Source organism: Frigoribacterium sp. ME-P-080, from assembly GCF_030209595.1.
Classification (GTDB): domain Bacteria; phylum Actinomycetota; class Actinomycetes; order Actinomycetales; family Microbacteriaceae; genus Frigoribacterium.
The window spans coordinates 689,538-710,532 of record NZ_JARVRR010000003.1 but is presented as its reverse complement, the minus strand read 5'-3'; the positions used below and the strand labels follow the sequence as shown (position 1 = coordinate 710,532).

Annotated in this window: 24 protein-coding genes; 12 read left to right on the top strand and 12 right to left on the bottom strand. The window is 71.2% G+C overall.

Annotation, left to right across the window (positions count from 1 at the left end):
- Window positions 1-19: 19 nt before the first annotated feature.
- On the bottom strand, window positions 20-1,375 hold the full coding sequence (locus QRN23_RS08545) for a RodZ family helix-turn-helix domain-containing protein (RefSeq protein WP_285063235.1): 1,356 nt from the start codon (window positions 1,373-1,375) through the stop codon (window positions 20-22).
- Between the two features lie 209 nt (window positions 1,376-1,584).
- Between QRN23_RS08545 and QRN23_RS08540 the strand changes: the two genes are divergently transcribed.
- Window positions 1,585-2,694 (top strand): hypothetical protein, encoded by a 1,110-nt coding sequence (locus tag QRN23_RS08540; protein WP_285063234.1) that lies wholly within the window; start codon window positions 1,585-1,587, stop codon window positions 2,692-2,694.
- A 222-nt stretch (window positions 2,695-2,916) separates the two neighbouring features.
- Here QRN23_RS08540 and QRN23_RS08535 read toward each other — a convergent pair whose 3' ends face one another.
- The 4 genes from QRN23_RS08535 to QRN23_RS08520 form a co-directional block, all read right to left on the bottom strand.
- Complete coding sequence (locus QRN23_RS08535; RefSeq protein ID WP_123570731.1) at window positions 2,917-3,630, bottom strand: GAF and ANTAR domain-containing protein; 714 nt, start codon at window positions 3,628-3,630, stop codon at window positions 2,917-2,919.
- Window positions 3,623-4,339, bottom strand: a complete 717-nt coding sequence (locus tag QRN23_RS08530) for a GAF and ANTAR domain-containing protein (RefSeq protein ID WP_277959731.1) — start codon at window positions 4,337-4,339, stop codon at window positions 3,623-3,625. Before QRN23_RS08530 ends, QRN23_RS08535 begins: the two co-directional genes overlap by 8 nt.
- 95 nt (window positions 4,340-4,434) lie before the next feature.
- Complete coding sequence (locus QRN23_RS08525; protein WP_285063232.1) at window positions 4,435-4,785, bottom strand: hypothetical protein; 351 nt, start codon at window positions 4,783-4,785, stop codon at window positions 4,435-4,437.
- Complete coding sequence (locus QRN23_RS08520) at window positions 4,782-4,988, bottom strand: hypothetical protein (protein ID WP_285063231.1); 207 nt, start codon at window positions 4,986-4,988, stop codon at window positions 4,782-4,784. Before QRN23_RS08520 ends, QRN23_RS08525 begins: the two co-directional genes overlap by 4 nt.
- A 251-nt stretch (window positions 4,989-5,239) precedes the next feature.
- On the opposite strand from QRN23_RS08520, the gene QRN23_RS08515 reads away from it, so the two are divergent.
- Together QRN23_RS08515 and QRN23_RS08510 are read left to right on the top strand one after the other, a co-directional pair.
- Window positions 5,240-5,557: a DUF7882 family protein gene (locus tag QRN23_RS08515; protein ID WP_159828958.1), complete on the top strand. Its 318-nt coding sequence runs from the start codon at window positions 5,240-5,242 to the stop codon at window positions 5,555-5,557.
- Window positions 5,557-5,793: a hypothetical protein gene (locus tag QRN23_RS08510; RefSeq protein WP_159828961.1), complete on the top strand. Its 237-nt coding sequence runs from the start codon at window positions 5,557-5,559 to the stop codon at window positions 5,791-5,793. Before QRN23_RS08515 ends, QRN23_RS08510 begins: the two co-directional genes overlap by 1 nt.
- On the opposite strand, the gene QRN23_RS08505 is transcribed toward QRN23_RS08510, so the two are convergent.
- The gene (locus tag QRN23_RS08505; protein WP_056047060.1) at window positions 5,772-6,041 is read right to left on the bottom strand and encodes a hypothetical protein; all 270 of its coding nucleotides are present in this window, start codon (window positions 6,039-6,041) and stop codon (window positions 5,772-5,774) included. The genes QRN23_RS08510 and QRN23_RS08505 overlap by 22 nt on opposite strands.
- Before the next feature lie 322 nt (window positions 6,042-6,363).
- Window positions 6,364-7,302, bottom strand: coding sequence for a LysR family transcriptional regulator (locus QRN23_RS08500; protein WP_056047057.1), 939 nt, complete (start codon window positions 7,300-7,302; stop codon window positions 6,364-6,366).
- Between the two features lie 98 nt (window positions 7,303-7,400).
- Between QRN23_RS08500 and solA the strand changes: the two genes are divergently transcribed.
- The 6 genes from solA (at window position 7,401) to QRN23_RS08470 (ending at window position 14,173) form a co-directional block, all read left to right on the top strand.
- The gene (gene solA / locus QRN23_RS08495) at window positions 7,401-8,702 is read left to right on the top strand and encodes an N-methyl-L-tryptophan oxidase (protein WP_285063228.1); all 1,302 of its coding nucleotides are present in this window, start codon (window positions 7,401-7,403) and stop codon (window positions 8,700-8,702) included.
- 67 nt (window positions 8,703-8,769) lie between these two features.
- The gene (locus QRN23_RS08490) at window positions 8,770-9,600 is read left to right on the top strand and encodes an ABC transporter substrate-binding protein (RefSeq protein ID WP_285063227.1); all 831 of its coding nucleotides are present in this window, start codon (window positions 8,770-8,772) and stop codon (window positions 9,598-9,600) included.
- 70 nt (window positions 9,601-9,670) lie between these two features.
- Window positions 9,671-10,474, top strand: a complete 804-nt coding sequence (locus QRN23_RS08485; RefSeq protein ID WP_285063258.1) for an amino acid ABC transporter permease — start codon at window positions 9,671-9,673, stop codon at window positions 10,472-10,474.
- A complete protein-coding gene (locus tag QRN23_RS08480) occupies window positions 10,471-11,238 on the top strand; it encodes an amino acid ABC transporter ATP-binding protein (protein WP_173151757.1) in 768 nt (255 codons plus the stop codon). Before QRN23_RS08485 ends, QRN23_RS08480 begins: the two co-directional genes overlap by 4 nt.
- Before the next feature lie 185 nt (window positions 11,239-11,423).
- Complete coding sequence (locus QRN23_RS08475; protein ID WP_285063226.1) at window positions 11,424-13,199, top strand: pectate lyase-like domain-containing protein; 1,776 nt, start codon at window positions 11,424-11,426, stop codon at window positions 13,197-13,199.
- Between the two features lie 101 nt (window positions 13,200-13,300).
- On the top strand, window positions 13,301-14,173 hold the full coding sequence (locus QRN23_RS08470) for a glycoside hydrolase family 16 protein (protein WP_267658867.1): 873 nt from the start codon (window positions 13,301-13,303) through the stop codon (window positions 14,171-14,173).
- A 75-nt stretch (window positions 14,174-14,248) separates the two neighbouring features.
- On the opposite strand, the gene QRN23_RS08465 is transcribed toward QRN23_RS08470, so the two are convergent.
- The 3 genes from QRN23_RS08465 to QRN23_RS08455 form a co-directional block, all read right to left on the bottom strand.
- On the bottom strand, window positions 14,249-15,232 hold the full coding sequence (locus tag QRN23_RS08465; protein ID WP_285063225.1) for an intradiol ring-cleavage dioxygenase: 984 nt from the start codon (window positions 15,230-15,232) through the stop codon (window positions 14,249-14,251).
- 351 nt (window positions 15,233-15,583) lie between these two features.
- A complete protein-coding gene (locus QRN23_RS08460) occupies window positions 15,584-15,823 on the bottom strand; it encodes a hypothetical protein (RefSeq protein ID WP_056047051.1) in 240 nt (79 codons plus the stop codon).
- Entirely contained in the window at window positions 15,820-16,299 is a 480-nt protein-coding gene (locus tag QRN23_RS08455) for a hypothetical protein (protein WP_285063224.1), read from the bottom strand. Before QRN23_RS08455 ends, QRN23_RS08460 begins: the two co-directional genes overlap by 4 nt.
- 208 nt (window positions 16,300-16,507) lie before the next feature.
- On the opposite strand from QRN23_RS08455, the gene QRN23_RS08450 reads away from it, so the two are divergent.
- Genes QRN23_RS08450 through QRN23_RS08440 form a run of 3 tightly spaced genes read left to right on the top strand, consistent with a single transcriptional unit; the run spans window position 16,508 to window position 19,309 of the window.
- A complete protein-coding gene (locus QRN23_RS08450; protein ID WP_285063223.1) occupies window positions 16,508-17,071 on the top strand; it encodes a hypothetical protein in 564 nt (187 codons plus the stop codon).
- Window positions 17,072-17,108: 37 nt separating this feature from the next.
- Window positions 17,109-17,915: an ABC transporter ATP-binding protein gene (locus tag QRN23_RS08445; RefSeq protein ID WP_082460365.1), complete on the top strand. Its 807-nt coding sequence runs from the start codon at window positions 17,109-17,111 to the stop codon at window positions 17,913-17,915.
- Window positions 17,912-19,309: an ABC transporter permease gene (locus tag QRN23_RS08440; RefSeq protein ID WP_285063221.1), complete on the top strand. Its 1,398-nt coding sequence runs from the start codon at window positions 17,912-17,914 to the stop codon at window positions 19,307-19,309. The genes QRN23_RS08445 and QRN23_RS08440 overlap by 4 nt, the downstream gene beginning before the upstream one ends.
- Window positions 19,310-19,410: 101 nt before the next feature.
- On the opposite strand, the gene QRN23_RS08435 is transcribed toward QRN23_RS08440, so the two are convergent.
- Together QRN23_RS08435 and QRN23_RS08430 are read right to left on the bottom strand one after the other, a co-directional pair.
- On the bottom strand, window positions 19,411-19,692 hold the full coding sequence (locus QRN23_RS08435) for a hypothetical protein (protein ID WP_285063220.1): 282 nt from the start codon (window positions 19,690-19,692) through the stop codon (window positions 19,411-19,413).
- 142 nt (window positions 19,693-19,834) lie between these two features.
- A complete protein-coding gene (locus QRN23_RS08430) occupies window positions 19,835-20,644 on the bottom strand; it encodes a formate/nitrite transporter family protein (protein WP_159825328.1) in 810 nt (269 codons plus the stop codon).
- Window positions 20,645-20,995 lie beyond the last annotated feature (351 nt).

Genomic DNA, 20,995 nt, shown 5'->3' with positions numbered 1-20,995 from the left:
GGGGGCCGCCGGGTTCGACTCAGCGGCGACGCAGGCGCAGGCGGCCGACGACGAGCGCACCGGCCCCGGCGAGGACGGCACCGAGGGACCAGGTCAGCGCGCCCGACGGCTCCGACCCCGTGTAGGCGAGCGACGTCGCGCGGGTCGGCGTCACGGCGGCGACGCGACGTACCGGCAGTGCGGTCGGGGCGACGGTGCCCGGGGTCGTGACGGCGGGCACGACGACGGCCGGGGCGACCGAGAAGACGACGGCCTCCGAGAAGTCGCTCTCCGTCGTGAAGTCGGCGTCGAAGGTGTAGGCGTCCGTCGCGAAGTCGCCGGCGGGCAGGACGAAGCGGGCCGCGAAGCGTCCGTCCGCGTCCACGGGCACCACGGCCGTCGCGGAGCCCGAGACCTCGTAGGGGACGGGGTCGACGTCGACCTGGATCTCGAAGGCGATCTCGTCGCCGGTGGGCTCGGCGTCGGACGTCGGGTCGGGCTCAGTCGTCGGGTCGGGCTCAGTCGTCGGGTCGGCGTCCGGCGATGGCGCATCGGTCGACGGGTCGGGCAGCTCGGTGACCAGATCGTCGGCGTCGTAGACCTCGACGAGGGCGTAGCCGCCGGGGATGCCGTTCTGGCCGTTCACGGTGACGACACCGGCCGTCGCGCCGACCGGTGCGAAGAGCGCGGGGGCCGGGACGGAGGCCGTCACCGGCACGTCGGACGAGGTCGAGAGGCCGCTGCCGTCCGCGACCGTGACCGTGACGACGCCCCCGACGGCGAAGGTCGCCGGCAGCTCCACCCAGAACACCGTCGATCCGTCCTCGTCGAAGACGGGGGAGTCGTCGAACGAGACGTAGTCGGCATCGGCGGGCACGCCGTCGCCCGACACCGTGACGGCCACGACGTCACCGGGTGTGAAGCCCTGGGCGACGACCGGGAAGGCCTGGCCCGGGTGCGCGGCGGTGACGGGGATGAGGACGAAGAGGTCGTCGACGACCACGTCGGCCGCGGCCCCGGCCGGAGCGACCTCCTGGGTCGAGGCCGGGGTCTCGACCGGGGCGTCGGCCTCCGGTGAGGCCGCGTGGGTCGTTCCCTCCGACGATCCGCTGGTGTCGGTGGCGCCGCTCGCGGGCGTCGCGGGGGCGACGGCCGGGGTGTCGGGTCCGGCCTGCTCGGGCACCGCCGGTGCGGCCTCGCCCGGGACGGTCACGGCGGTGGCGCTCGTCGAGTCGGCCGACGTCGAGTCGGTCGGCGTCGAGGTGCCGGTCGGGGCGTCGGTCGACACGGGGTCGCCCTCGGCGGCGAAGGCCGTGGCGGGCGTGAGGACGAGGGCCGCGGCCAAGGCGACGGCGGGCAGGGCGGTGGCGGCGCCGAGGCGGCGTGATGTGGACATGGTTCCCCCGGGACGAGTGGTGCCGCGCGTCGGGTGAGCACGGTCGGTCGACTGTAGACAGCACGGTCGGGCCGGTCGACGGGCGGAGTCGGCTGCGGGCCTCGTCGTGACGAGACCGTGATGCCGTTGTCCCCCGTCCCGCGGCGATCGGGTACGACCGTTGCGCGATCGAGACGGCCCGCGCCTCCTCTGCTCGGTAGCGTCGGGGCATGGGGACGACGACGAAACGGGTCGGGGCGGCGTTCGCGTCGACGCTCGCGACGACGATGCTGTTGGTGGCGTGCACGAGTGGCGGTGCGGGCGGTGACGACTCGGAGCCGTCGACGCCGGTGGCCTCCGGGCCGACGGCGACGGCGACGCCGACACCGGTCGCCGACTCGCCGGTCACCGAACTCGGGGTGGACTGCGCGGGTCTGCTGTCCGCCGAGACCGCCGGTGCCATCGACGCGTCATGGACTCCGCGGGACTACTACGACCGCGACTCCGTCAGGCCCTCGGACTACGCGATCGCCCAAGAAGGAGGGCTCTCGTGCACGTGGAACGACGGAGGGTCGTCGGACGGCAAGAACAACCCGACCGGGGGCGGCGGCTACAGCGGCCTGCTCGTGCAGGTTCTCCCGCACGCCGGTGACACGTGGCCGCGGTTCGTCGAGATCTACGGCGACGACCCCGACGGCCGGTGCTTCGGCGACGAGACCTTCCGGGGCTGCACCTTCGACCAGCTGGTCGGCGACAGCTGGGTGTCGATCATCGCGACGGAGTTCGCGCCGTCCGTCGAGGCCACGTCCGAGCAGCGCTTCGCACCGGTCGTCGCCGAGGTGACCGAGGTCGTCTCGTCGGCCGACGTGGTGGACGACCCCTGGCCGCTCGGCGGGCCGGCCCGGCCCTGGTCCTGCGTGGCCGACGCCGCGCTCGAGCGCGAGGCCCTCGGCGCGGGTGACGACCTGTTCGTGTTGACCCCGGGCGGTGGCTGGTCGGTCTACGCCGCGGCCTGGAGTCGGGCGGTCGCCACGTCGTGCTCGATCCTCGACGACACGACGCCCTACAGCAGCGAGAGCGTCCTGGCCGGAGGCGCCTGGGCCCTCGATCAGCGCATCGAGTTCGGTCTGCTCGACCCCGACACGGCCGTGAGCGTGCCCGGGCTCGCGGACGGTGACCGGGCGTACCGGTCCTGCTCGGCGACGGAGTGCGTCACCGACCTCGTGCTGGGTGACGACTGGGCCCGGCTCACGGTCGACCGCGCCACGGTGCCCGACACGGAGGCCGCCAGCGAGCGGCTCGTCGAGGGCTACGTCGCGCGGGCGGCGGCCGCGGTCTGATGGTGAGTGCCCTCCGTCGAAACGGGTGATCGTTGGAGGGCACTCACGGGCCGATGGTCTTCGGGAACCGATCGGCCACCCCTCGCGAGCCGGGTTCAGGCCGGCCCGCGACGGGCTCGGTGAACAGACTCGCAGTCACGTCGCCCCCTGAGAAGGGGCTGGACAAAGTTGGTCGTCATCGCTTAGGCAGGTCCGGCGGCCATGGCCGGTTCGCGTTGGAGGTCAGAGTTCGAGGCGGCGCTCGACGACGTCCCGGGCGACGTCGGCCAGGCGGGCGTTGTGGTCACGAGCATGGCGCCGGAGGACGTCGAAGGCGGCGTCGGTGCTGACGCGGCGGGTCTCGGACACGACGCCCTTGGCCTGCTCGATGACGACGCGCGTGCCGAGGGCGGTCTGCAACTGTCGCTGCACGACGTCCCCCTCGCGCACCGTGCGCTCGTGCAGGATGCCGATCGTGGCGACGTCCGCCAGCGCCTGGGCGGCGCGGATGTCACGGGGGTTCAGGTCGCCGGTCTCTCGACGCAGGAGGTTGAGCGTGCCGATCGTCTCGGCCCTGAGTCGGAGGGGGATCGCGAACACCGAGGCGAAGCCGTGCTCGGACGCGGCCCGGGCGAACGGCAGCCACCGGTCGGGCACGGTGCCGAGGTCGGGAACGCTGACGGAGGCGCCGGTGACGTAGCAGTCGAAGCAGGGGCCCTCTTCGGAGTCCAGCTGCATGACCTCGATCAGGTACGACGCCTCGCTGGTCGAGGCCACGACGTCGAGCGCTCCGTCGGCCTCGGCAAGAAGGATGCCCGCGGCGCTCACGTCGAACAGGTCGACCGTGGTGTCGACCAGCGTCTGCAGCAGTTCGACGACGTCGTAATCGGCGACGAGGGTGTCGGCCAGGGTGGTGAAGACGTCGACGAGATGGGTCTCCCGGTCGGTGTTACTCATTGCGGTGTTCCTCGATTCCGTGTTCTGAGGCCGAGAACGTCAACCGCCCACGGAGGATGTCGGTGGCCACGTCGATGACGCGGGCTCCGGTCGAGAACGCGTAGCCCTGCAAGAGGAGGTGCGCATCGTCGGCCGACACCCGGGCCTGGACGAGGATGCGTCCCGTGGCCTGGTGCACGATGCGTCGCGAGTGCGCCCCGACGGGCTCGACTTCGAGCTTGTTGTCGCGTCGCTCCCGTTCGAGCGTGTGGTGCAGGACGGCCCGACTGACGGCTCGGGCCAGGATCTGGGCCCGCATCACGGCCTCGCCCGGCATCTCGTCCGGCCGGTCGCTGTACAGGTCGATGGCACCCAGTTGCAGGGGGCCCACCCGGACGGGGAACACGAACATGGCCTGGACGTCCAGGTCGACGATCGCGGGGCCGAACGTGGGCCAGACGGCACTGGACGACGCGCGCGCGTCGGACACCAGCACCGGGCTGCCGGTGCGCATGGCATCCCAGCACGGGCCCTCGCCGAGGTCGAACTGCAGCTCGTCGAGCCGCAGGGCGGTGTCGTCCGTCGCCGTCAGGGTCTCGCTGCCGAGGACGGGGCCCACGGTGGCGATCGAGACCCCGGAGACGGGGAAGAGGTCGAGGAAGGGCCGTGACAACGAATCACCGATGGGCGCACGACTCAGCGCCTCGACCGCGTCGTCGAATGTCGTCATGGTCACCGCCCGGTTCTCTGGATGAGTCTCGTCGAGCTCAGGGAATCTCGGGTCGTCGCGGGCGACCGAGGCGCAGGCGCGTCGACCCGTCTCGATCAACTCTGGGTGAGGTCGGGTTCGGAGTACGTGCTGTCGGCGTGCGTCTCCGGGTCGAGAGGGTTGGCCGACGGTGCGTGCCGCAACGCGTCGATGCGTCGCTTCATGTAGGCGAGCGCGTCGGCGTTGTCGGGCTCGGGCAACTCGGTGTGGGCGCTCTCGGCCATGAGCGGTGCACCCCCGCCGAGCAACAGGGTGGCTCGCACCTCGTCACCGTCCGAGCTGATGGCCTCGAGCTCGACGTCGTCCGCGTCGTGGTGACGGGCCAAGGCCGCGGCGTACTCGAGCACCGCGACGGCGGTCTCGTCGCCGAGCAGGAACGACTTGTCGGCGAAGGTCATGTGCTTCACCAGGTGCCTCCTCTCGACGACATGCCTTCGTGGGAGGGGCCGGGCAGGAAGAAATCCTCGTAGGCGGGCAGCCGGTACGCACTGCTGCTCCGGTCGATGCCGGTCAGGCCGACGCTCACTCGATGCGCTCGAGCGTTGCCGGGCTTGGGGTACGTGTGGATCACCGCGGGTCGAGCGAACGGATTGGTTTCGTAGGTGCTCATGACCGACCTTTCCTCTCGGGGTGACCGATCTCCGCTGGCCCGGGGATCGGTCTCCAATCTATGAAGACCCCCCGTTCTGGTGAAGAGGGTTGACCTGACGTCAGTTGTGTGAGAGAGAGGATTGTCGGGGCAGAAGGGTCGGTGTCGGGGGACAGATGTCGTGTAGCGTCTGGTCGCATCGGTCGTCCATCGACCCGTGCGTCGAGCGGCCGTCTGGGCCCTGGTCGCTCCGCTCTCGCAGAAGGCCAGACATGGGAAAACTCGCTTACGACCGCTCATTGACCATCGATTTCGACGACCGTACCCTCGCCCATCTCCAGATCGTCATCGGCATGAAGATGCGTCGCGGTGAGTCGTTCTACTTCTCGTGGAAAGACGACCAGCAGGTCGGAGACGGCCGCACGAGCATCTGGCTGCACCCGACCATCCCGCTGGTGTACAAGTACTATGGCTCGCGCAGCCCGGTCATCAACCCTGCATGGATCCACGCTCTCGAGGTCAGTGCCAACACGAACGCGGGTCTGCAGATCGTGCCCGAGCCCTCCGTGCCCACCATTAAGGCCACCTGATGAACCGCATCGACATCGTCTACGACGGCCATGCGTACACCCTGTCGAACACGTCGTTCGAGGACCTCAAGGCCCGCGTCCTGGCGACCGCGACCAGCGGTGAGTCGTTCTGGCTGACCGTCAACGAGGGGGCCGGCACCTTGAAGGCCGTCGAGGTGTTGATCACCGCGTCGTCGCAGCTCAGCCTGGCCGAGATCCGACGAGAGCCGGACGACTACGCCGACTCGGCGGCGTAGTAGTCGAAGTCGGGGAGCTCCGCGACGGACGCTGCCGACGGCTCGTCGACACGGTCGACCGTCTCGAACCAGATCTCGGTCCGACCGGTGACCAGGACGGACACGTGGCTGCCCGACGCGGTCTCGACGTCGACGAATTCCGGCGCTCCGCCGGATGCGGCGACGATCCGACCCTTCAGGGCGTCGACGTCGCTCTCGGGCGACAGGCGGATCGCTTGTTGACGTGTGTACAGCGTCGTCACGGGCATGGGATGGACCTCTGATCTTTCGGTAGCGGTTGTCCGCCCGGTCTCGTCGTGTCCGAGGTCTGGAGACACGATGGTCGGCCGGGACGCGCACTGGTCGTCACACTAGGCCGCAGGCCTGTGAGGGGCCGCGACCCCTAGGGCAGGTCGCGGCCCCGCGACGCGACGTTCGTCGCACCGTTCTCCGCCGACACGCCCGTGTGACGAGACCGTGCCGCCCGTGAAGCACTGGCAGGAGATGCTCCATCCTCTCCGGTCCGGGGAGGATGCGCACCGGGCTTGACACGGGACGCGACGTGCCCCGAGTCGTGCTCGCGTCGTCGGCTCAACCGCCGATCAACTCGAGGGTGATGCGCCCGGCCCGCAGGTCACGGTCGCGCATGACGGTGAGCTCGGTCCGGATCTGCGCCGTGAAGGCCGTCGTCATGGGGTTCGGCCGACCGGAGAGCCAGAGCATCGAGAGGGCCGTCCGCGCCCAGTCCTCGGCGATCGTGACGAAGCGGACGCCGGGGATCGGGATGTACGACGAGAGGTAGGGCATGAGCGAGACGCCGAGGCCGCAGGCGACCGTGCTCAGCATCGAGAGGTCGTTGACCGCGTGGATGGGGATGCGGGGGTTGAACCCGGCGCGGACGCACGACATGACGATGCGGTCGTAGGCCTGGGGTGCGTCCTCGCGGTTGAACATGATGAAGTCGTCCTCGGCCAGTTCGCCGAGCGGCACCGAGGTCTCGCCGGCCAGGCGGTGGGTGTCGGGCAGGGCCACGACCAGCGGCTCGAGAGCCAGCTGCTCGACCTCGAACCGGTCGTCGATCGACCGGACGCGCGTGAAGCCCAGGTCGACCGACCCGCGGACGAGGTCGGACAGGATCGCCTGCTCCTCGCTCTCCTCGACCAGCACCCGGGCACCCGGGTGCGACGCGGAGAACGCCCGCACCACGGTCGGCAGCAGGCCGGCGAGCACCGAGCTGATGCTGCCCACCCGCAGCGGTTGGACGTCGGCCACGACCGAGTCGAGCAGCGACTCGGTCTGCTCGATCTGGTGCAGGATGCGCTTGCCTTCGCGCTTCAGCAGTTCGCCCGCGGGGGTCAGTCGGGGGGCCGTCCGCGCCTGCCGCTCGAACAACCGCGTGCCGAGCTTCGCCTCGAGTCGTGAGATGGCCTGGCTGAGCGGCGGCTGGCTCATCTGCAACCGCGCGGCGGCCTTCGTGAACGACAGGTCGTCGGCGACCGCCATGAAGTAGGTGAGCTCTCGTATCTCCATGATGGGCCTCTCGTCGGTCGCGCCTCATATGCAGCGCGTATCAGATCATCCCTTTTTGGTATTTGAGGGCGCAAGTGTCGACGCAATAGACAGGGGCCATGAACGACGCCACCACCGCATCCTCGGGACCAAGACCCACCGACCCGTCCCTCGACGCCGACGTCATCGTCGTCGGGCTCGGCGCCTGGGGGGCACAGGCGCTCTGGCGCCTCGCCGAGCGGGGACGGCGCGTGATCGGCGTCGAGCGCTTCGGCATCGGCCACCCGATGGGCTCGACCCACGGCGCGACCCGGCTGTTCCGCATCGCCTGCATGGAGCACCCGGGGCTGGCCCCGATCGCGACCCGCGCCCGCGACCTCTGGTACGACCTCGGCGAGCGCACCGGTCAGACCCTCCTGCGTCAGACCGGCGGAGTCATGGTCGGCCCCCGCGACGGCCACGTCGTCGCCGGCACCCTGCGTGCCGTCCACGAGGCCGGGCTCGAGTCGACGGTCTTCGAGCACGACGAACTCGTCGCGCGCTTCCCGCAGTACGCCGGCTTCGGCCCCGACGACATCGGCGTGTGGGACCCCGCCGCCGGCATCAGCTACCCCGAGAAGGGCGTGCGGGCCGCCGTCGAGGTGGCCCGGTCGCTCGGCGCGACCGTGCTGACCGACACCCGGGTGACGGCGATCGACCCGGTCGACGGGGGAGTCGAGGTCACGGCCGGGGGACGCGTGCTGCGGGCCGCCCGCGTGGTCGTGACGCTCGGCGCCTGGACCCCGCAGTTCGTCGAGCATCCCCTCGTCGCCCGCCGCACCCCGCTCTTCTGGTTCGAGGGCACGACCCCCGAGGCGACGGCACCCGGCGGCGACTTCGACCTCGCGGCCTTCCCGGTGTTCATCCGCCAGCTGCCCGACGGCACCACCCTCTGGGGCCACGGCGCCGACCGCGGCGACGGTGACGGCTACGCCGTCAAGATCGGCCTCGAGGACTCGGGCGGTGCCTTCGAGGACGCCGAGGCCGACACCGTGGACCGGTACATCCACCCCGCGGCGGACTACGGCATGCTCTCGGCAGCCGTGGCCCGGGCCTTCCCGGGGCTCGACCCGACCCCTGCCAAAGCGATCGCCTGCATGGTGACGAACTCGCCCGACCGGCAGTTCGTCATCGGCCACCCCGGCGGCGACACCCGCGTCGTGGTCGCCGGCGGCGACAGCGGCCACGGCTTCAAGCACGCCCCGGCGATCGGGGAGCTGCTCGCGCAGCTGGCCGTCGACGAGGAACCGTTCACCGACATCGACTTCATGAGCCCCGACCGCGGCTACGACGGCACGTCCTGGCTCGACGAGGACGACCACCCGACCGCGGCCACGACCGACGCGACCGACGCGGTCGACCGCCTGGCCGTGCCGTCCTGATCCACCCGGCCCGCGCCTCCCGAACCCACCCCGCACTCCCCTCGCACCGCCCTGACAGGAGAGAACCATGACCAGACGAACGACCACCCGCCTCACGGCCGCCCTCGCCGCGGTCGCCGCCCTCGGCCTCGCCCTGACCGCCTGCTCGTCGGGCGGCTCCGAGTCCGGCGCCTCGAACGAGCTGGGCACCGTCTCGGCCGGCACGTTGCGGATCGGCACGACCGGCGACACCAAGCCCTACGCCTACACCGAGGACGGCGAGCTGCAGGGCTTCGACGTCGAGATGGCGAAGGAGGTCGCGAAGCGCCTCGGGCTGAAGACCGAGTTCGTCACGCAGGAGTTCTCGGCCCTGCTGCCCGCCGTCGCCAACGGGCAACTCGACATGGCGGCCGCGTCCATCAGCGACACCGAAGAACGCGAGAAGACGGTCGACTTCAGCGACCACTACTTCATCGGGTACATCTCGGTGCTGGCCGCCGACGGCTCGGGCATCACCGACGACGAGTCCTCGCTCGACGGCAAGCGCCTCGGCATCGTCCAGGGCACGATCCAGGACAGCTACGCGCAGGAGAACTTCACCGGTGCCGAGCTCGTGCGCTTCCCCGACAACAACAGCGCCGTCGCCGCGCTGGGCTCGGGCACCATCGACGCGCACTTCCTCGACTTCCCCGTGGCCGAGGAGTACGCGGCGGCGTCGAACGGCTCGCAGACCATCGCGATCAACGTCGCCGTGCCGGAGTTCCCGGTGGGCTTCCCGATCGCGAAGGGCAACGACGCACTGAAGACGGCCGTGGACGGTGCTGTCGCCGACATCGTCGCCGACGGCACCTGGCTCGAGATCGACCAGGAGTTCTTCCCGGACCAGCCCGTGCCCGACGAGTTCCAGCCGAGCGAGTGAGCAGGGGGCGACCGTGAACTTCTCCGACGCGCTGGCCAACATCGGCCGCAGCTTCTTCGACGGCGAGGCGATGCTGCGCACGCTGCCCGACATGCTCGCCTACGGGGTGTGGAACACGCTGCTGCTGGCCCTCTGCGCCACGGCGATCGGCATCGTGGTCGGGCTGCTGCTCGCGGTGATGGGCACGAGCCGCCATCGCCTGCCGCGCGTGCTCAGCCGCATCTACACCGACGTGTTCCGCGGCCTCCCGGCCATCCTCACGATCCTGCTGATCGGCACGGGCCTGTCCCCGCTGTTCAACCTGTTCACGCGGGGGAACCCGTACCCGCTGGGCATCCTCGCCCTCAGCCTGATCGCCAGCGCCTACATCGGCGAGATCTTCCGGGCCGGCATCCTCGCCGTCGACCGTGGTCAGCTCGAGGCGTCCCGGGCGCTCGGCATGAGCCACGGTGACTCGATGCGGCTCGTCGTGATCCCGCAGGGCATCCGCCAGGTGCTCCCGTCGCTGGTGAACCAGTTCATCGCGATCGTCAAGGACTCGTCGCTCGTGTACTTCCTCGGCCTGATCACGTCGCAGCGCGAGCTGTTCCGCATCGGTCAGGACGCGGCCATCACCAACGGCAACCTGTCGCCGCTCGTGCTGGCGGGCGTGTTCTACCTGATCATCACGGTGCCGTTGACGCACCTGGTCAACGTCATCGACCGCCGGCTGCGCGAGGGCCGCTCGTTCGGGCGGCGCCCGTCGGGCACGGTCCCACCGGCCGCCCCGCCGACGTCGGCGGGAGCGGTCGTGACGGCCGCCCCCACCCCCTCGGCCGCAGCCGCCCCCACCGCCGAACCCCTCGCCCCCGCCACGTCTGGAGCCCCTCGATGACCGCCCTCACCGCGCCTCCTGCCGTGCCCGCGGTCCAGACCGCCGGCGACCTCGAGATCCGGGGCCTGACCAAGGACTTCGGCGCCACCCGGGTGCTGCACGGCATCGACCTCGTGGTGCCCGCCGGTACGACGACCTGCATCATCGGCCCCTCGGGGTCGGGCAAGTCGACGGTGTTGCGCTGCATCAACCGCCTCGAGGAGCCCTCGGGCGGCGAGGTGCTGCTCGACGGGACGGACGTGCTGCACGGCTCCGAGGACGCCCTGCGTCGTCGGGTCGGCATGGTGTTCCAGCACTTCAACCTGTTCCCGCACCGGACGGTGCTCGACAACATCGTGCTGCCGCTGCGCCGGGTCCGTCGGGTGTCGGCGGCCGAGGCCCGACGGGTCGCGCTCGAGCGCCTCACCGAGGTCGGGCTCGCCGAGAAGGCCGACGTGCGGCCCGCGTCCCTCTCGGGAGGCCAGAAGCAACGCGTCGCCATCGCCCGGGCCCTCGCGCTCGGCCCCGAGGTCATGCTCTTCGACGAGGCCACCTCGGCCCTCGACCCCGAGCTGGTCAAGGGCGTGCTCGCGCTGATGAAGGGGCTGGCCGGCGCGGGCATGACCATGGTCGTCGTCACCCACGAGATGGGCTTCGCCCGCGAGGCCGCCGACCAGGTCGTCTTCATGGACCGTGGCGTCGTCGTCGAGGCCGGGCCGCCGGCCCAGCTCTTCGACCACCCGCGCACCGACCGGCTGAAGACCTTCCTCGATCAGGTGCTCTGACCGCAGGACCCGAGGAGGCGCGGTGCCGGCGTGACAGGCACCGCGCCTCCTGCAGTCTCCGCACTTTTCCCGCACCCCCCGTTCGCGTACTGGACAGGAGGGTCTTGTTTCGTCGTCGAGGCGGGCGTACGGTCCGAACGGGTGGCAAAGACGCCACCGGAGACGAGAAGATCATGCACAGACGGATGAGGACTCTGATCGCGGCGGGGGTCGCCGCGAGCGTCGTGGGGGCGGTGGTGCCCGCGCTCGCCGCGCAGTCGGCACCGACCGTGACCACCAGCGACCGGCCGGACTTCGGCCCGAACGTGACCGTGTACGACCCGAGCGTGCCGGCCTCGACGATCCAGGCCGACATCGACGCGGCCTTCGACGCGCAGCTGCGCAACCCGACGGCGCAGTTCGGCGGCCAGCGCCACGCCTTCCTGTTCGAGCCCGGCACCTACGGCCGGGTCTTCGCGAACCTCGGCTTCTACACGGCGCTGCAGGGGCTCGGCAAGGACCCCGACGACGTCACGATCCAGGGCGCGGTCAACGTCGACTCCGGGTGGAACGCCGGCGACGAGAAGAACGCCACGCAGAACTTCTGGCGGTCGGTCGAGAACCTCGCCGTCGAGCCGGAGTCGGGCGTCGACCGCTGGGCCGTGTCTCAGGCCGCACCCATGCGTCGCGTCCACATCAGGGGCGACCTGACGATGGGGCCGTCGAACCAGGACGGCGGACAGGGCTACTCGTCGGGCGGCTACATCGCCGACAGCAAGGTCGACGGCACCGTCAGCTCGGGGTCGCAGCAGCAGTGGTACACGCGCGACTCGACCCTCGGCTCGTGGCAGGGCGGCAACTGGAACATGACCTTCTCGGGCGTGCAGGGCGCGCCCGCGAACGACTTCTCGAAGAGCTACACGACCCTTGCCACGACGCCGGTGACGCGCGAGAAGCCGTACCTCTACGTCGACGACGCGGGGGACTACCACGTGTTCGTCCCCGCGCTGCAGCGGGAATCGGCCGGGGTCACCTGGCCGGGCACCCCCGGCACCGACCTGCCGATGCGCGACTTCTTCGTCGCGCACCCGGGCGACTCGGCCGCGACGATCAACGGTGCCCTGGCGCAGGGCCTGAACCTGTTCTTCACGCCGGGCACCTACCCGCTCGACCAGGCGATCGAGGTCACGCGGGCCGACACCGTCGTCACGGGCATCGGGTTCCCGACGCTCGTCCCGACCAGCGGCGACGCGGTGCTGACCACGGCCGACGTCGCCGGGGTGAACGTCTCGGGGCTCGTCGTCGACGCCGGCACGCAGAACAGCGACCAGCTGATGCGACTCGGCACGACGGGCTCGCACGTCGACCACGCGGCGAACCCGCAGAGCGTGCAGGACGTGTACTTCCGCGTCGGCTCGAGCATCCAGGGCAACGCGACCACCACGTTGCAGGTGAACTCGGACGACACGATCATCGACCACATCTGGGCCTGGCGTGCCGACCACGGCGGCGCCCCCACGGGCTGGACGGTCAACCGCGGCGCGACCGGCGTCGAGGTGAACGGCGACGACGTCCTGGCCACCGGCCTGTTCGTCGAGCACTACCAGCAGTACCAGGTGGTGTGGAACGGCGAGCGCGGCCGCACGGTGTTCTTCCAGAACGAGCTGCCGTACGACGTGCCCGACAACGCCTCGTGGCAGAGCCCGACCGGCGAGGGCTGGGCGGCGTACAAGGTCGCGGACGGCGTGACGAGCCACGAGATCTGGGGTGGCGGCGTGTACTCGTTCTTCAACGCGAACCCGCAGGTGCGCCTGGCGCAGGCCTTCGAGGTGCCCCGGGTGCCGGGCGTGAAGGCCCACGGGGTGTTCACGGTCTCGCTCGGTGACGTCGGCACGATCTCGAGCGTCATCAACGGCGTCGGCGACTCGGTGCCGACGCCCGCGGGCAACACCGTCCCGAGCCGGGTGGTGACGTACCCGTGACCGGACGCCCTGACGACACGAACCGACGCACGGACACGAACCGACGCACGGACACGAACCGACGCACGGACACGAACCGACGCACGACGACGAGCGGAGACATGATGAGGACCGACCAGCACCTGACGACACGCACCCTGACCCGTCGCACCCTGACGCGTCGCACCCTGACCGGCGTCGGTCTGGCCGCCGCCGCGGCGCTCGCCGCGACCACGGTCGCCGCCACGCCCGCCCCGGCCTCGGCCGAGACCTCCGCCCAGCAGGCGATCGTCTGGTCCCAGGAGTTCGACGGCGGCGCGGGCAGCGCCCCCGACCCCTCGGTCTGGAACCTCGAGACCGGCGGGGGCGGCTGGGGCAACGGCGAGTTGCAGAACTACACGAACTCGCGGTCGAACTCGGCCCTGGACGGCAACGGCAACCTCGTGATCACCGCGAAGCGCGAGGGCGACGGGTCGTACACCTCGGCCCGGCTGACCACGCAGGACAAGTACACGGCGCAGTACGGCCGGGTCGAGGCGCGCATCCAGATCCCGCGCGGCCAGGGCATCTGGCCGGCCTTCTGGATGCTCGGGGCCGACCTGCCCACGAACGCCTGGCCGAGCGCGGGCGAGATCGACATCATGGAGAACGTCGGCTTCGAGCCGCACCGCGTGCACGGCACCGTGCACGGCCCCGGCTACTCGGGCGGTGAGGGCCTGACCAGCACGTGGCAGCACCCGCAGGGGTGGTCGATCGCCGACGACTTCCACACCTTCGCGGTCGACTGGGCACCCGGCTCGATCACCTGGTCGGTCGACGGGCAGGTCTACCACCAGGTCACGCCGGCCAGCACGGGCGGTGACCCGTGGGTCTTCGACAAGCCCTTCTTCATCATCCTCAACGTCGCGGTCGGAGGTGCCTGGCCCGGCTACCCCGACGGCAGCACCCCGCTGCCGCAGCAGATGAAGGTCGACTACGTGCGCGTCTACCAGTAGGCGACGACCCGAAGAGGCGCGGTGCGAGGAGGTCTCGCACCGCGCCTCCTTCCGTCGCCATGGGGTCTCGGCGGCTCAGCGCGAGCCGGGGGCGCCGCCGCCACCGGGTGCGGCGCCGGCGGTGGGTGTCGTGCCCGTGTCGACGCGGACGGTCAGCGCCAGTGCGTAGCCCGACGTCGCGTCGCCCGTCACCGTCGGCAGCTGGAGTGCCCCGCTGTCGTCGCTGAAGACGTTGTCGTCGTCGAGGCTGACCCGCCCGAGGTTGGCCGTCGAACCGTCGTAGTCCGAGAGCGCGTAGACCGTCCGGCACGCGACCTCGGGCAGGGCGAGCTGGGACGTCGCGATCGCGTTCGTCGAATCGGTGATCGACCCCACGTCGGGGTAGACCTCGAAGTGGATGTGCGGCCATCGCCCCGAGTAGCAGGCCGGGAAGACCGACGAGAAGGTCACCGTGCCGGAGGCGTCGGCGATCTGCACTCCGCGCAGGTAGGTCTCGCCCGTGATGCCGTCCGAGTACATCGAGTACCCGCCGGCCGCGTCGCAGTGCCAGACGTAGACGGCGACGTCGGCGAACGGCACGTCGCCGTTCGCCATGTCGAGCACCGTCATGCTCAGCGTGATCGGCACCCCGGCCGCGGTGGTGCCACCGTCGAGGCTCGACCGGATGTCGCTGCGCACGATGCCCGACCGCTCGAGCACGTCGGCTCCGTTCGAGCCGTCGCCAGGGTAGGGCCCGGCGGTCTCGTCGGGGATCTCGCCCGCCGGCAGCGTGGTGGCCGCGCCCGCGGAGGCGCTCGGGCTCGGCGACGCCGTGGCGGTCGAGGAGGCGCCGGTCCCGCCCGCCCCCGTGGCCGACGTGCAGGCGGCGAGCACGACGCTGCCCGCCCCGAGCCCGAGGAGGCTCAGCACGCTGCGGCGCGAGACGAGCGTCCGCAGGTCGAAGGCGACGCCCTGGTCGACGACCTCGTCGTCGACGCGGTCGAGCAGTCGGCCCTCGTAGGCAGGGCCCTCGGGCGTGCGGTCGGGTTCGGGGATGCGGGTCGGGCGGGGGTCGCTCATGGTCACGCTCTCGGCTCGGGGCTGCTCGCCTCGGATGGGATCACCGTCATCCTGGAGCCCGTCCCGATGCGCCGGCCCTGCGCCTCCGATGAAGCGCCCATGAAGGAGGCGCGGTGCGAAGGGGGCTCGCACCGCGCCTCCTTGCGTCGGCCGCACCTGCGGCCCGCCCGGGCACGAGAGAGGGGCACGGCCGCGGAAGAGTCCGTAGCCGTGCCCCAGATGCCGATGTTGTCGCATGAGCTTCACGGGCAGGGATGCAAGCAACACCGGCCAATGAAGACGCAAGAAAACGCCTTCGACCCGTGTGACAGTACGCGTCCGTCGGCGATCGTGTTCCCAGCTCGACGCGGGTCAGGCCGAGTTCTTGCCGCCGGCCGAACGGGACATGCCGCCCGCCTCGCCTCGAGGGGCCTCGTGTCGGCGTTCCGCCTCGGCCTGGGCACGGACCCCGGCCCCGGGGTCGGTGGCATCGAGGCGGGCGGCGATCGCCCGGTCACGTCGTCCGCGCCGGACGACGCCGACGGCGGCCACGACGCCGACGGCGACGATCAGGCCGACGACGACGACGGTGCTGACCTCCACGACGCTCACGGCGTCGGCACCCCGGACGAGACGACGACGATCACGGCGATGATGGAGCCGAGAACGGTCAGCCCGAGGTAGAGCCAGAGCGGAGCGGCGCTGCCACCGACCCGGCGGCGCACGACGACGCTGCGGCCGATCAGGTAGACGAGCGGGCCGAGCAGGGCCCACGCCCAGGAGAAGGGTCGCTCCAGTCCGCGGGAGCGCAGCGTACGGTGGTCGAGCCAGGCGAGCAACACGATGCCGATCCAGAGCACGAACGAGGCGATCTGCACGACGCCCAGGTCACCGGCGTCGACGCCCGTCCGGCCCGGGACGGCCAGTTCGAGGGCGCGCCGCATGGTCACCACCACGAGGCCCATCGCGATGATCGGCGAGAGGGCGATCGCGGTGACGAACGGCGTCGCCGTGAGGGCGATCCGTGGTTCGACCGAGGTCGCCCCCGTGCCGGTGTCGCCCTGGCCGAGGCCTCGGTGGTCGGTCACGATGTCCCCCTCGTTCCCGGAGGGGAGTGCCCCGTCCGTCGTCCGCCCGGACGTCTGCGTGCCGGACCTGCTCTCGACCCTACGACACCGACCGGTACGACCGACTCCCGCTGTGGACGGAGTGGGGGCCACCGGGGGATAACCCCCGCGCGGGTCCGTGGGTGCACGTGATGTTCCGGTACCGGGCCCCGCGGCGAGGATCGTAGACATGAACGACACGACCTCCGCGACCATCGCGACCCGCGCCTCCTCGTCCCCCACCACCCGCCGCCGCGGCGCCCTCGCGGCCGGTCTCGGCGTCGCCGCGCTCGCCGTCGTCACGCTCACGGGGTGCTCGGGGACCGTCGACGCGGCGAAGAGCGCACTTGGCGCGGAGCAGGTGCAGCAGCGCCACTTCGACACCGCCGCCGATGCCCCGAGCACGGCCGACTCGACCGACGTCGCCTGGTTCCTGCCGTCCTGGGTGCCGAGCGACGCCCGCGACGTCGACGTGCGCCTCGACACGCAGGAGCCCGGCTACGAACTCTCGTTCACCTCCGAGACCGGCCCCGACCTCGCCGCCTGCGTCCCCGTCGACGGTGACCTCGGCGGCCCGGCCCTCGACCCCACGACGCTCCCCGAGCCCCTGCCGACCTCGGGTCTCGTCAGCTGTGGCGACGGCCGCGTCGTCGCCGAGGTCGACGGGCGTTGGGCCAGCTGGACCACCGTCGACGCGGTGCCCGGCGACGACGCGGTGCCCGGCGGCGACGGCAACGCCACGCTGCGCCACTGACCTCACCACCGACCACGACCCGCACAGGAAGATCACGATGACCCCCACTCCCCAGCCCCAGCCCGTCCCGTCTCCCCGTACCGACGACCCGACCCGAGGAGGCGCGGTCCCCGTCGCCCGCGTCCGGAACGTCACGAAGTCCTTCGGCCAGGGCGACGGCCGCGTCGACGCGCTGCGCGACGTCTCGCTCGACCTGCCGGCCGGCCGGTTCACGGCCGTCATGGGCCCTAGCGGCTCGGGCAAGTCGACCCTGATGCACATCACCGCCGGTCTCGACTCGGCCACCTCGGGCCGGGTGCTGCTCGGCGACACCGACATCACCGGCCTGGACGACACCGAGCTGACGCTGCTGCGCCGTCGCCGCATCGGCTTCGTCTTCCAGGCGTTCAACCTCGTGCCCACCCTCGACGTGTCGGCCAACATCGAGTTGCCGTTCCGTCTCGACGGACGTCGGGCCACGGCCGACGAGCGCGCCTGGATCGACTGGCTCGTCGCCACGCTCGGCCTCGGGGCCCGGCTGACCCACCGGCCCCACCAGCTGTCGGGCGGGCAGCAGCAGCGCGTCGCGATCGCCCGGGCCCTGGCGACCCGGCCCGACCTGATCTTCGCCGACGAACCCACCGGCAACCTCGACTCGAAGGCCGGCCGCGACGTGCTCGACGTGCTGCGCACCGCGTCGACGGACCACGGCCAGAGCATCGCGATGGTCACCCACGACCCGGTCGCGGCCAGCTACGCCGACCGCGTGGTGTTCCTCGCCGACGGCCGCATCGTGCACGAGATCGACCGCAGTAGCGCGGCCGAGATCTCGGGCGTCATGCTCGACCTGGAGCGTGTCGCGTGAGCGCCCGCGACCAGCTGCTCGAGCACCGTCCGAGCATCCTCGTGGCCGCTCTCGGCACGACCTTCGGCGTCGGCCTGCTCGGCGTCACCCACGTGCTCGAGCAGATCGTCGCCTCCGACGCCGCGGTCGCCGCGAGCGGCACGGTCTCGACGATGCTCGGCTTCGTCGCCGCGGTCTTCGTCGGCCTCGCGCTCTACGTCGGGGCGATCGTCACGGCCAACACCTTCGCCACCGTGGTCGCCGGCCGGACGCCGACGATCGCCCTGATGCGCCTGCTCGGCTCGTCCGCGCGGGACCAGCGTCGGGCCGTCGCCCGCGAGGGTCTCGTGGTCGGGGTCGCCGGGGCCGTGCTCGGGACGCTCGTGGGGCTCGCCCTCGTCGTCGTCGCCGTGCGGGTGCTCGTCGGTCGCGGACAGTTGCCCGACCTCGCGTACTCGTACTTCTCGGTGGGCGGTCTCGTCCCGGCCGTCGCCGTCGTGCTGACCACGGTCGCCGCGGCCTGGGTCGGCTCGCGTCGCGTGCTGCAGGTGACGCCGCTGCAGGCGACCGACGCCGCGCAGGACGCCCCCGTCGAGGGCCGGAGCCGTCGCATCGTGCGGACGGTCGTCGCCGCCCTCCTCGTCGTCGGCGGTGGTCTGCTGCTCGTCGTCGGGGTCGTGGTCGGGCTGGTCGACGCGATGGGCGTGCTGATCGCGTTCTTCGGTGGCGTGCTGTCGTTCACCGGGGTCGTCGTCGGAGCCCACGCGCTGATGCCCGCCGTGCTGAGCGCCGTCGGCCGGACCTTCGGCACGAGCCAGGTGGCCCGCCTCGCCGCCGAGAACGCGGTGCGTCAGCCCGAGCGCAGCACGCGCGCCACGATCGGCATCGTGATCGGCGTGACCCTGGTCACGACCCTGTCGGTCGCGCTCGAGACGCTGCGCAGCTTCATCTACTCGATCGAACAGGACCCGTCATACGCCGCCGAGCTCGACCAGGTGTTCACCACGACGCTGCTGATCGTCGCCGCCCTCGTCGGCTTCTCGGCCGTGATCGCCGCCGTCGGCATGGTCAACGACATGTCGCTGAGCGTCATGCAACGGAGGCGCGAGCTGGGTCTGCTGCGCGCGATCGGCTCGACCGCGGGTCAGGTGCGCCGCATGATCCTGATCGAGGCGACGCAGATGGCGCTGACGGCCATCGTCGTCGGGGTCGTGCTCGGCGTCGTCTACGGCTGGGCCGGAGCCCAGGCGCTGCTCGGTTCGGCGAACCAGGGCCTGCTGATCGCGCCGACGCTGCCCGTCCCGTTGCTGCTCGGCCTGGCCGTGACGGCCGCCGTGCTGGCCGGGGTCGCCGCCCTCGTCCCGGCCCGCCGTGCCACGTCGGTCACCCCGGTCGAGGCGCTCGCCGCGCGCTGACCGGTGCGGCGGCGCCGGGTGCGCCGCTCGCCGGCGGCCCGATGAACCCCGTTCACGACGATGAACCCCGAAGGATCGGGGTTCATCGTCGCAAACGGGGTTCATCGGCCGACTCGGGCGTCGTCCGTGGCGGGAGGCGCCGGACGGGGATGCCGGATCGTCGCCACCGTGCCGATGACGCAGACCACCGCCAGGGCGGTCAGCCCGACCAGGACCAGGGCGCCGACGACGGACGTGCCTCCGTCCTGCACCACCCGGACCAGGGCCTGGACCGCGCCGACGAGCCAGAAGACCGCTCCGATGCCCCAGCCGACGGAGGACCCTCGAAACGTCGGCCGCTGCAGTCGGAGCCGACCTCTCGGCTGTTCCGTGTCCTCGTCCATGCTCGCTCCCTCGACGTCATCGGCACTTTCACCGTACGTCGAGTGCCGAGAGGGATCAAGGAGGTGCGGCGACGGTCGAGTGTGCCGTCACGGTCTGGTGCGACGACCAGGTCTGGCCGGGGGGTAACCGCTCCCGCGCCTCCTACTCGTTCTCGTCCCGCGCCTTCGAGAAGAGCTCCTTCGTGCGGAGCAGCCGCAGGGAGGTGACGAGGACGAGCCCGCCGAGGATGTTGAAGAGCAACGTGTAGCCGAACCACCCCGCCCATTGGGCGTAGCTGACGTCGCTGCCCGCCTGGATGGCCCCGAAGATGAGGAGCGAGTCGAGGATCGAGTGGAACAGCTGCAGACCGGCCAGGAGGAACGCCCCGGCGACGGCAGCCGCGATCTTCGCGGGCTCGGAGGTGGTCCCGTGCTGCATGCGGGTCATCAGCGTGATCGTGCTGCCACCCAGGACGGCCAGGATCACGGTCTGCAGGGAGAACGGAGCGTCCACGAAGTGGTGAGCCGACTCGTCGAGGGTCGTGTGCCATTCGGGGAAGGCCTGGACGACGAGCCACATGAAGATCCACCCGCCGGCGAGGTTGGCGACCAACGTGGCGCCCCAGAGCTTGAGGAGTTGCAGGAACGTGCCCTCCTTCGCCGCGAGTGCGGCGATCGGCAGGAGGAAGTTCTCGGTGAAGAGCTCCGAGTGCGCCAGGAGCAGCGCGAGGAACCCGATGCTGAACGCCAGGCCCGCCAGCAGGTGGCTGCCCGTCTCGGTCAGCACGGCGAGCATCGCCATGATGCCCAGGCCGACCTCGAGGCCTCCGAAGAAGCCCGTGATGAGCGTGGTGCGGAGGGTGCGGTGCAGTCGCTCGGCGCCTTCTTCCACGGTCGCGTCGAACGATTCGTCGAGTTCGTCCTCGAGGGGTTCGTCCGACTCGCCCAGTTCTCGCCGACGTCGTTCGCTCATCGCTCGTTCCTTTCGCGGGAACGAGTCTCGTCCTCGGGGTGAACAGTAGAGACGAAGCGGACTCCGTGTGACGCCGCTCCTGGATCACCCGGGGTCAGGAGGCGCGGGCGGCCAGGCTCTCGAGGAGATCCCTCGTGCCCGGCGTCGTGCTCGGGGACGTCGACGCTGCCGCAACGCCCACCGCGCCCGCTGGTATCAAAGGGTTCGGCTTAAGTCCAGATCTGTCGGGCATCGCGGGCGCAGGCGCAGGCTGAGCATGTCTTGAGGGTGGTTCAGGTCCTCAAGGCGTGCGTTGGCACCGGCCGGGTCCGGTGCGAGCTGCCGGCGACAGGGTCCCGTTCGGGTCGGGAC

Excerpts from the sequence above, each read along its gene's own strand:
- QRN23_RS08545 (WP_285063235.1), bottom strand. The coding sequence starts at position 1,375 with ATGTCCACATCACGCCGCCTCGGCGCCGCCACCGCCCTGCCCGCCGTC.
- QRN23_RS08540 (WP_285063234.1), top strand. The coding sequence starts at position 1,585 with ATGGGGACGACGACGAAACGGGTCGGGGCGGCGTTCGCGTCGACGCTC.
- QRN23_RS08535 (WP_123570731.1), bottom strand. The coding sequence starts at position 3,630 with ATGAGTAACACCGACCGGGAGACCCATCTCGTCGACGTCTTCACCACC.
- QRN23_RS08530 (WP_277959731.1), bottom strand. The coding sequence starts at position 4,339 with ATGACGACATTCGACGACGCGGTCGAGGCGCTGAGTCGTGCGCCCATC.
- QRN23_RS08520 (WP_285063231.1), bottom strand. The coding sequence starts at position 4,988 with ATGAGCACCTACGAAACCAATCCGTTCGCTCGACCCGCGGTGATCCAC.
- QRN23_RS08515 (WP_159828958.1), top strand. The coding sequence starts at position 5,240 with ATGGGAAAACTCGCTTACGACCGCTCATTGACCATCGATTTCGACGAC.
- QRN23_RS08510 (WP_159828961.1), top strand. The coding sequence starts at position 5,557 with ATGAACCGCATCGACATCGTCTACGACGGCCATGCGTACACCCTGTCG.
- QRN23_RS08505 (WP_056047060.1), bottom strand. The coding sequence starts at position 6,041 with ATGCCCGTGACGACGCTGTACACACGTCAACAAGCGATCCGCCTGTCG.
- QRN23_RS08500 (WP_056047057.1), bottom strand. The coding sequence starts at position 7,302 with ATGGAGATACGAGAGCTCACCTACTTCATGGCGGTCGCCGACGACCTG.
- solA (WP_285063228.1), top strand. The coding sequence starts at position 7,401 with ATGAACGACGCCACCACCGCATCCTCGGGACCAAGACCCACCGACCCG.
- QRN23_RS08490 (WP_285063227.1), top strand. The coding sequence starts at position 8,770 with ATGACCAGACGAACGACCACCCGCCTCACGGCCGCCCTCGCCGCGGTC.
- QRN23_RS08485 (WP_285063258.1), top strand. The coding sequence starts at position 9,671 with ATGCTGCGCACGCTGCCCGACATGCTCGCCTACGGGGTGTGGAACACG.
- QRN23_RS08480 (WP_173151757.1), top strand. The coding sequence starts at position 10,471 with ATGACCGCCCTCACCGCGCCTCCTGCCGTGCCCGCGGTCCAGACCGCC.
- QRN23_RS08475 (WP_285063226.1), top strand. The coding sequence starts at position 11,424 with ATGAGGACTCTGATCGCGGCGGGGGTCGCCGCGAGCGTCGTGGGGGCG.
- QRN23_RS08470 (WP_267658867.1), top strand. The coding sequence starts at position 13,301 with ATGATGAGGACCGACCAGCACCTGACGACACGCACCCTGACCCGTCGC.
- QRN23_RS08465 (WP_285063225.1), bottom strand. The coding sequence starts at position 15,232 with ATGAGCGACCCCCGCCCGACCCGCATCCCCGAACCCGACCGCACGCCC.
- QRN23_RS08450 (WP_285063223.1), top strand. The coding sequence starts at position 16,508 with ATGAACGACACGACCTCCGCGACCATCGCGACCCGCGCCTCCTCGTCC.
- QRN23_RS08445 (WP_082460365.1), top strand. The coding sequence starts at position 17,109 with ATGACCCCCACTCCCCAGCCCCAGCCCGTCCCGTCTCCCCGTACCGAC.
- QRN23_RS08435 (WP_285063220.1), bottom strand. The coding sequence starts at position 19,692 with ATGGACGAGGACACGGAACAGCCGAGAGGTCGGCTCCGACTGCAGCGG.
- QRN23_RS08430 (WP_159825328.1), bottom strand. The coding sequence starts at position 20,644 with ATGAGCGAACGACGTCGGCGAGAACTGGGCGAGTCGGACGAACCCCTC.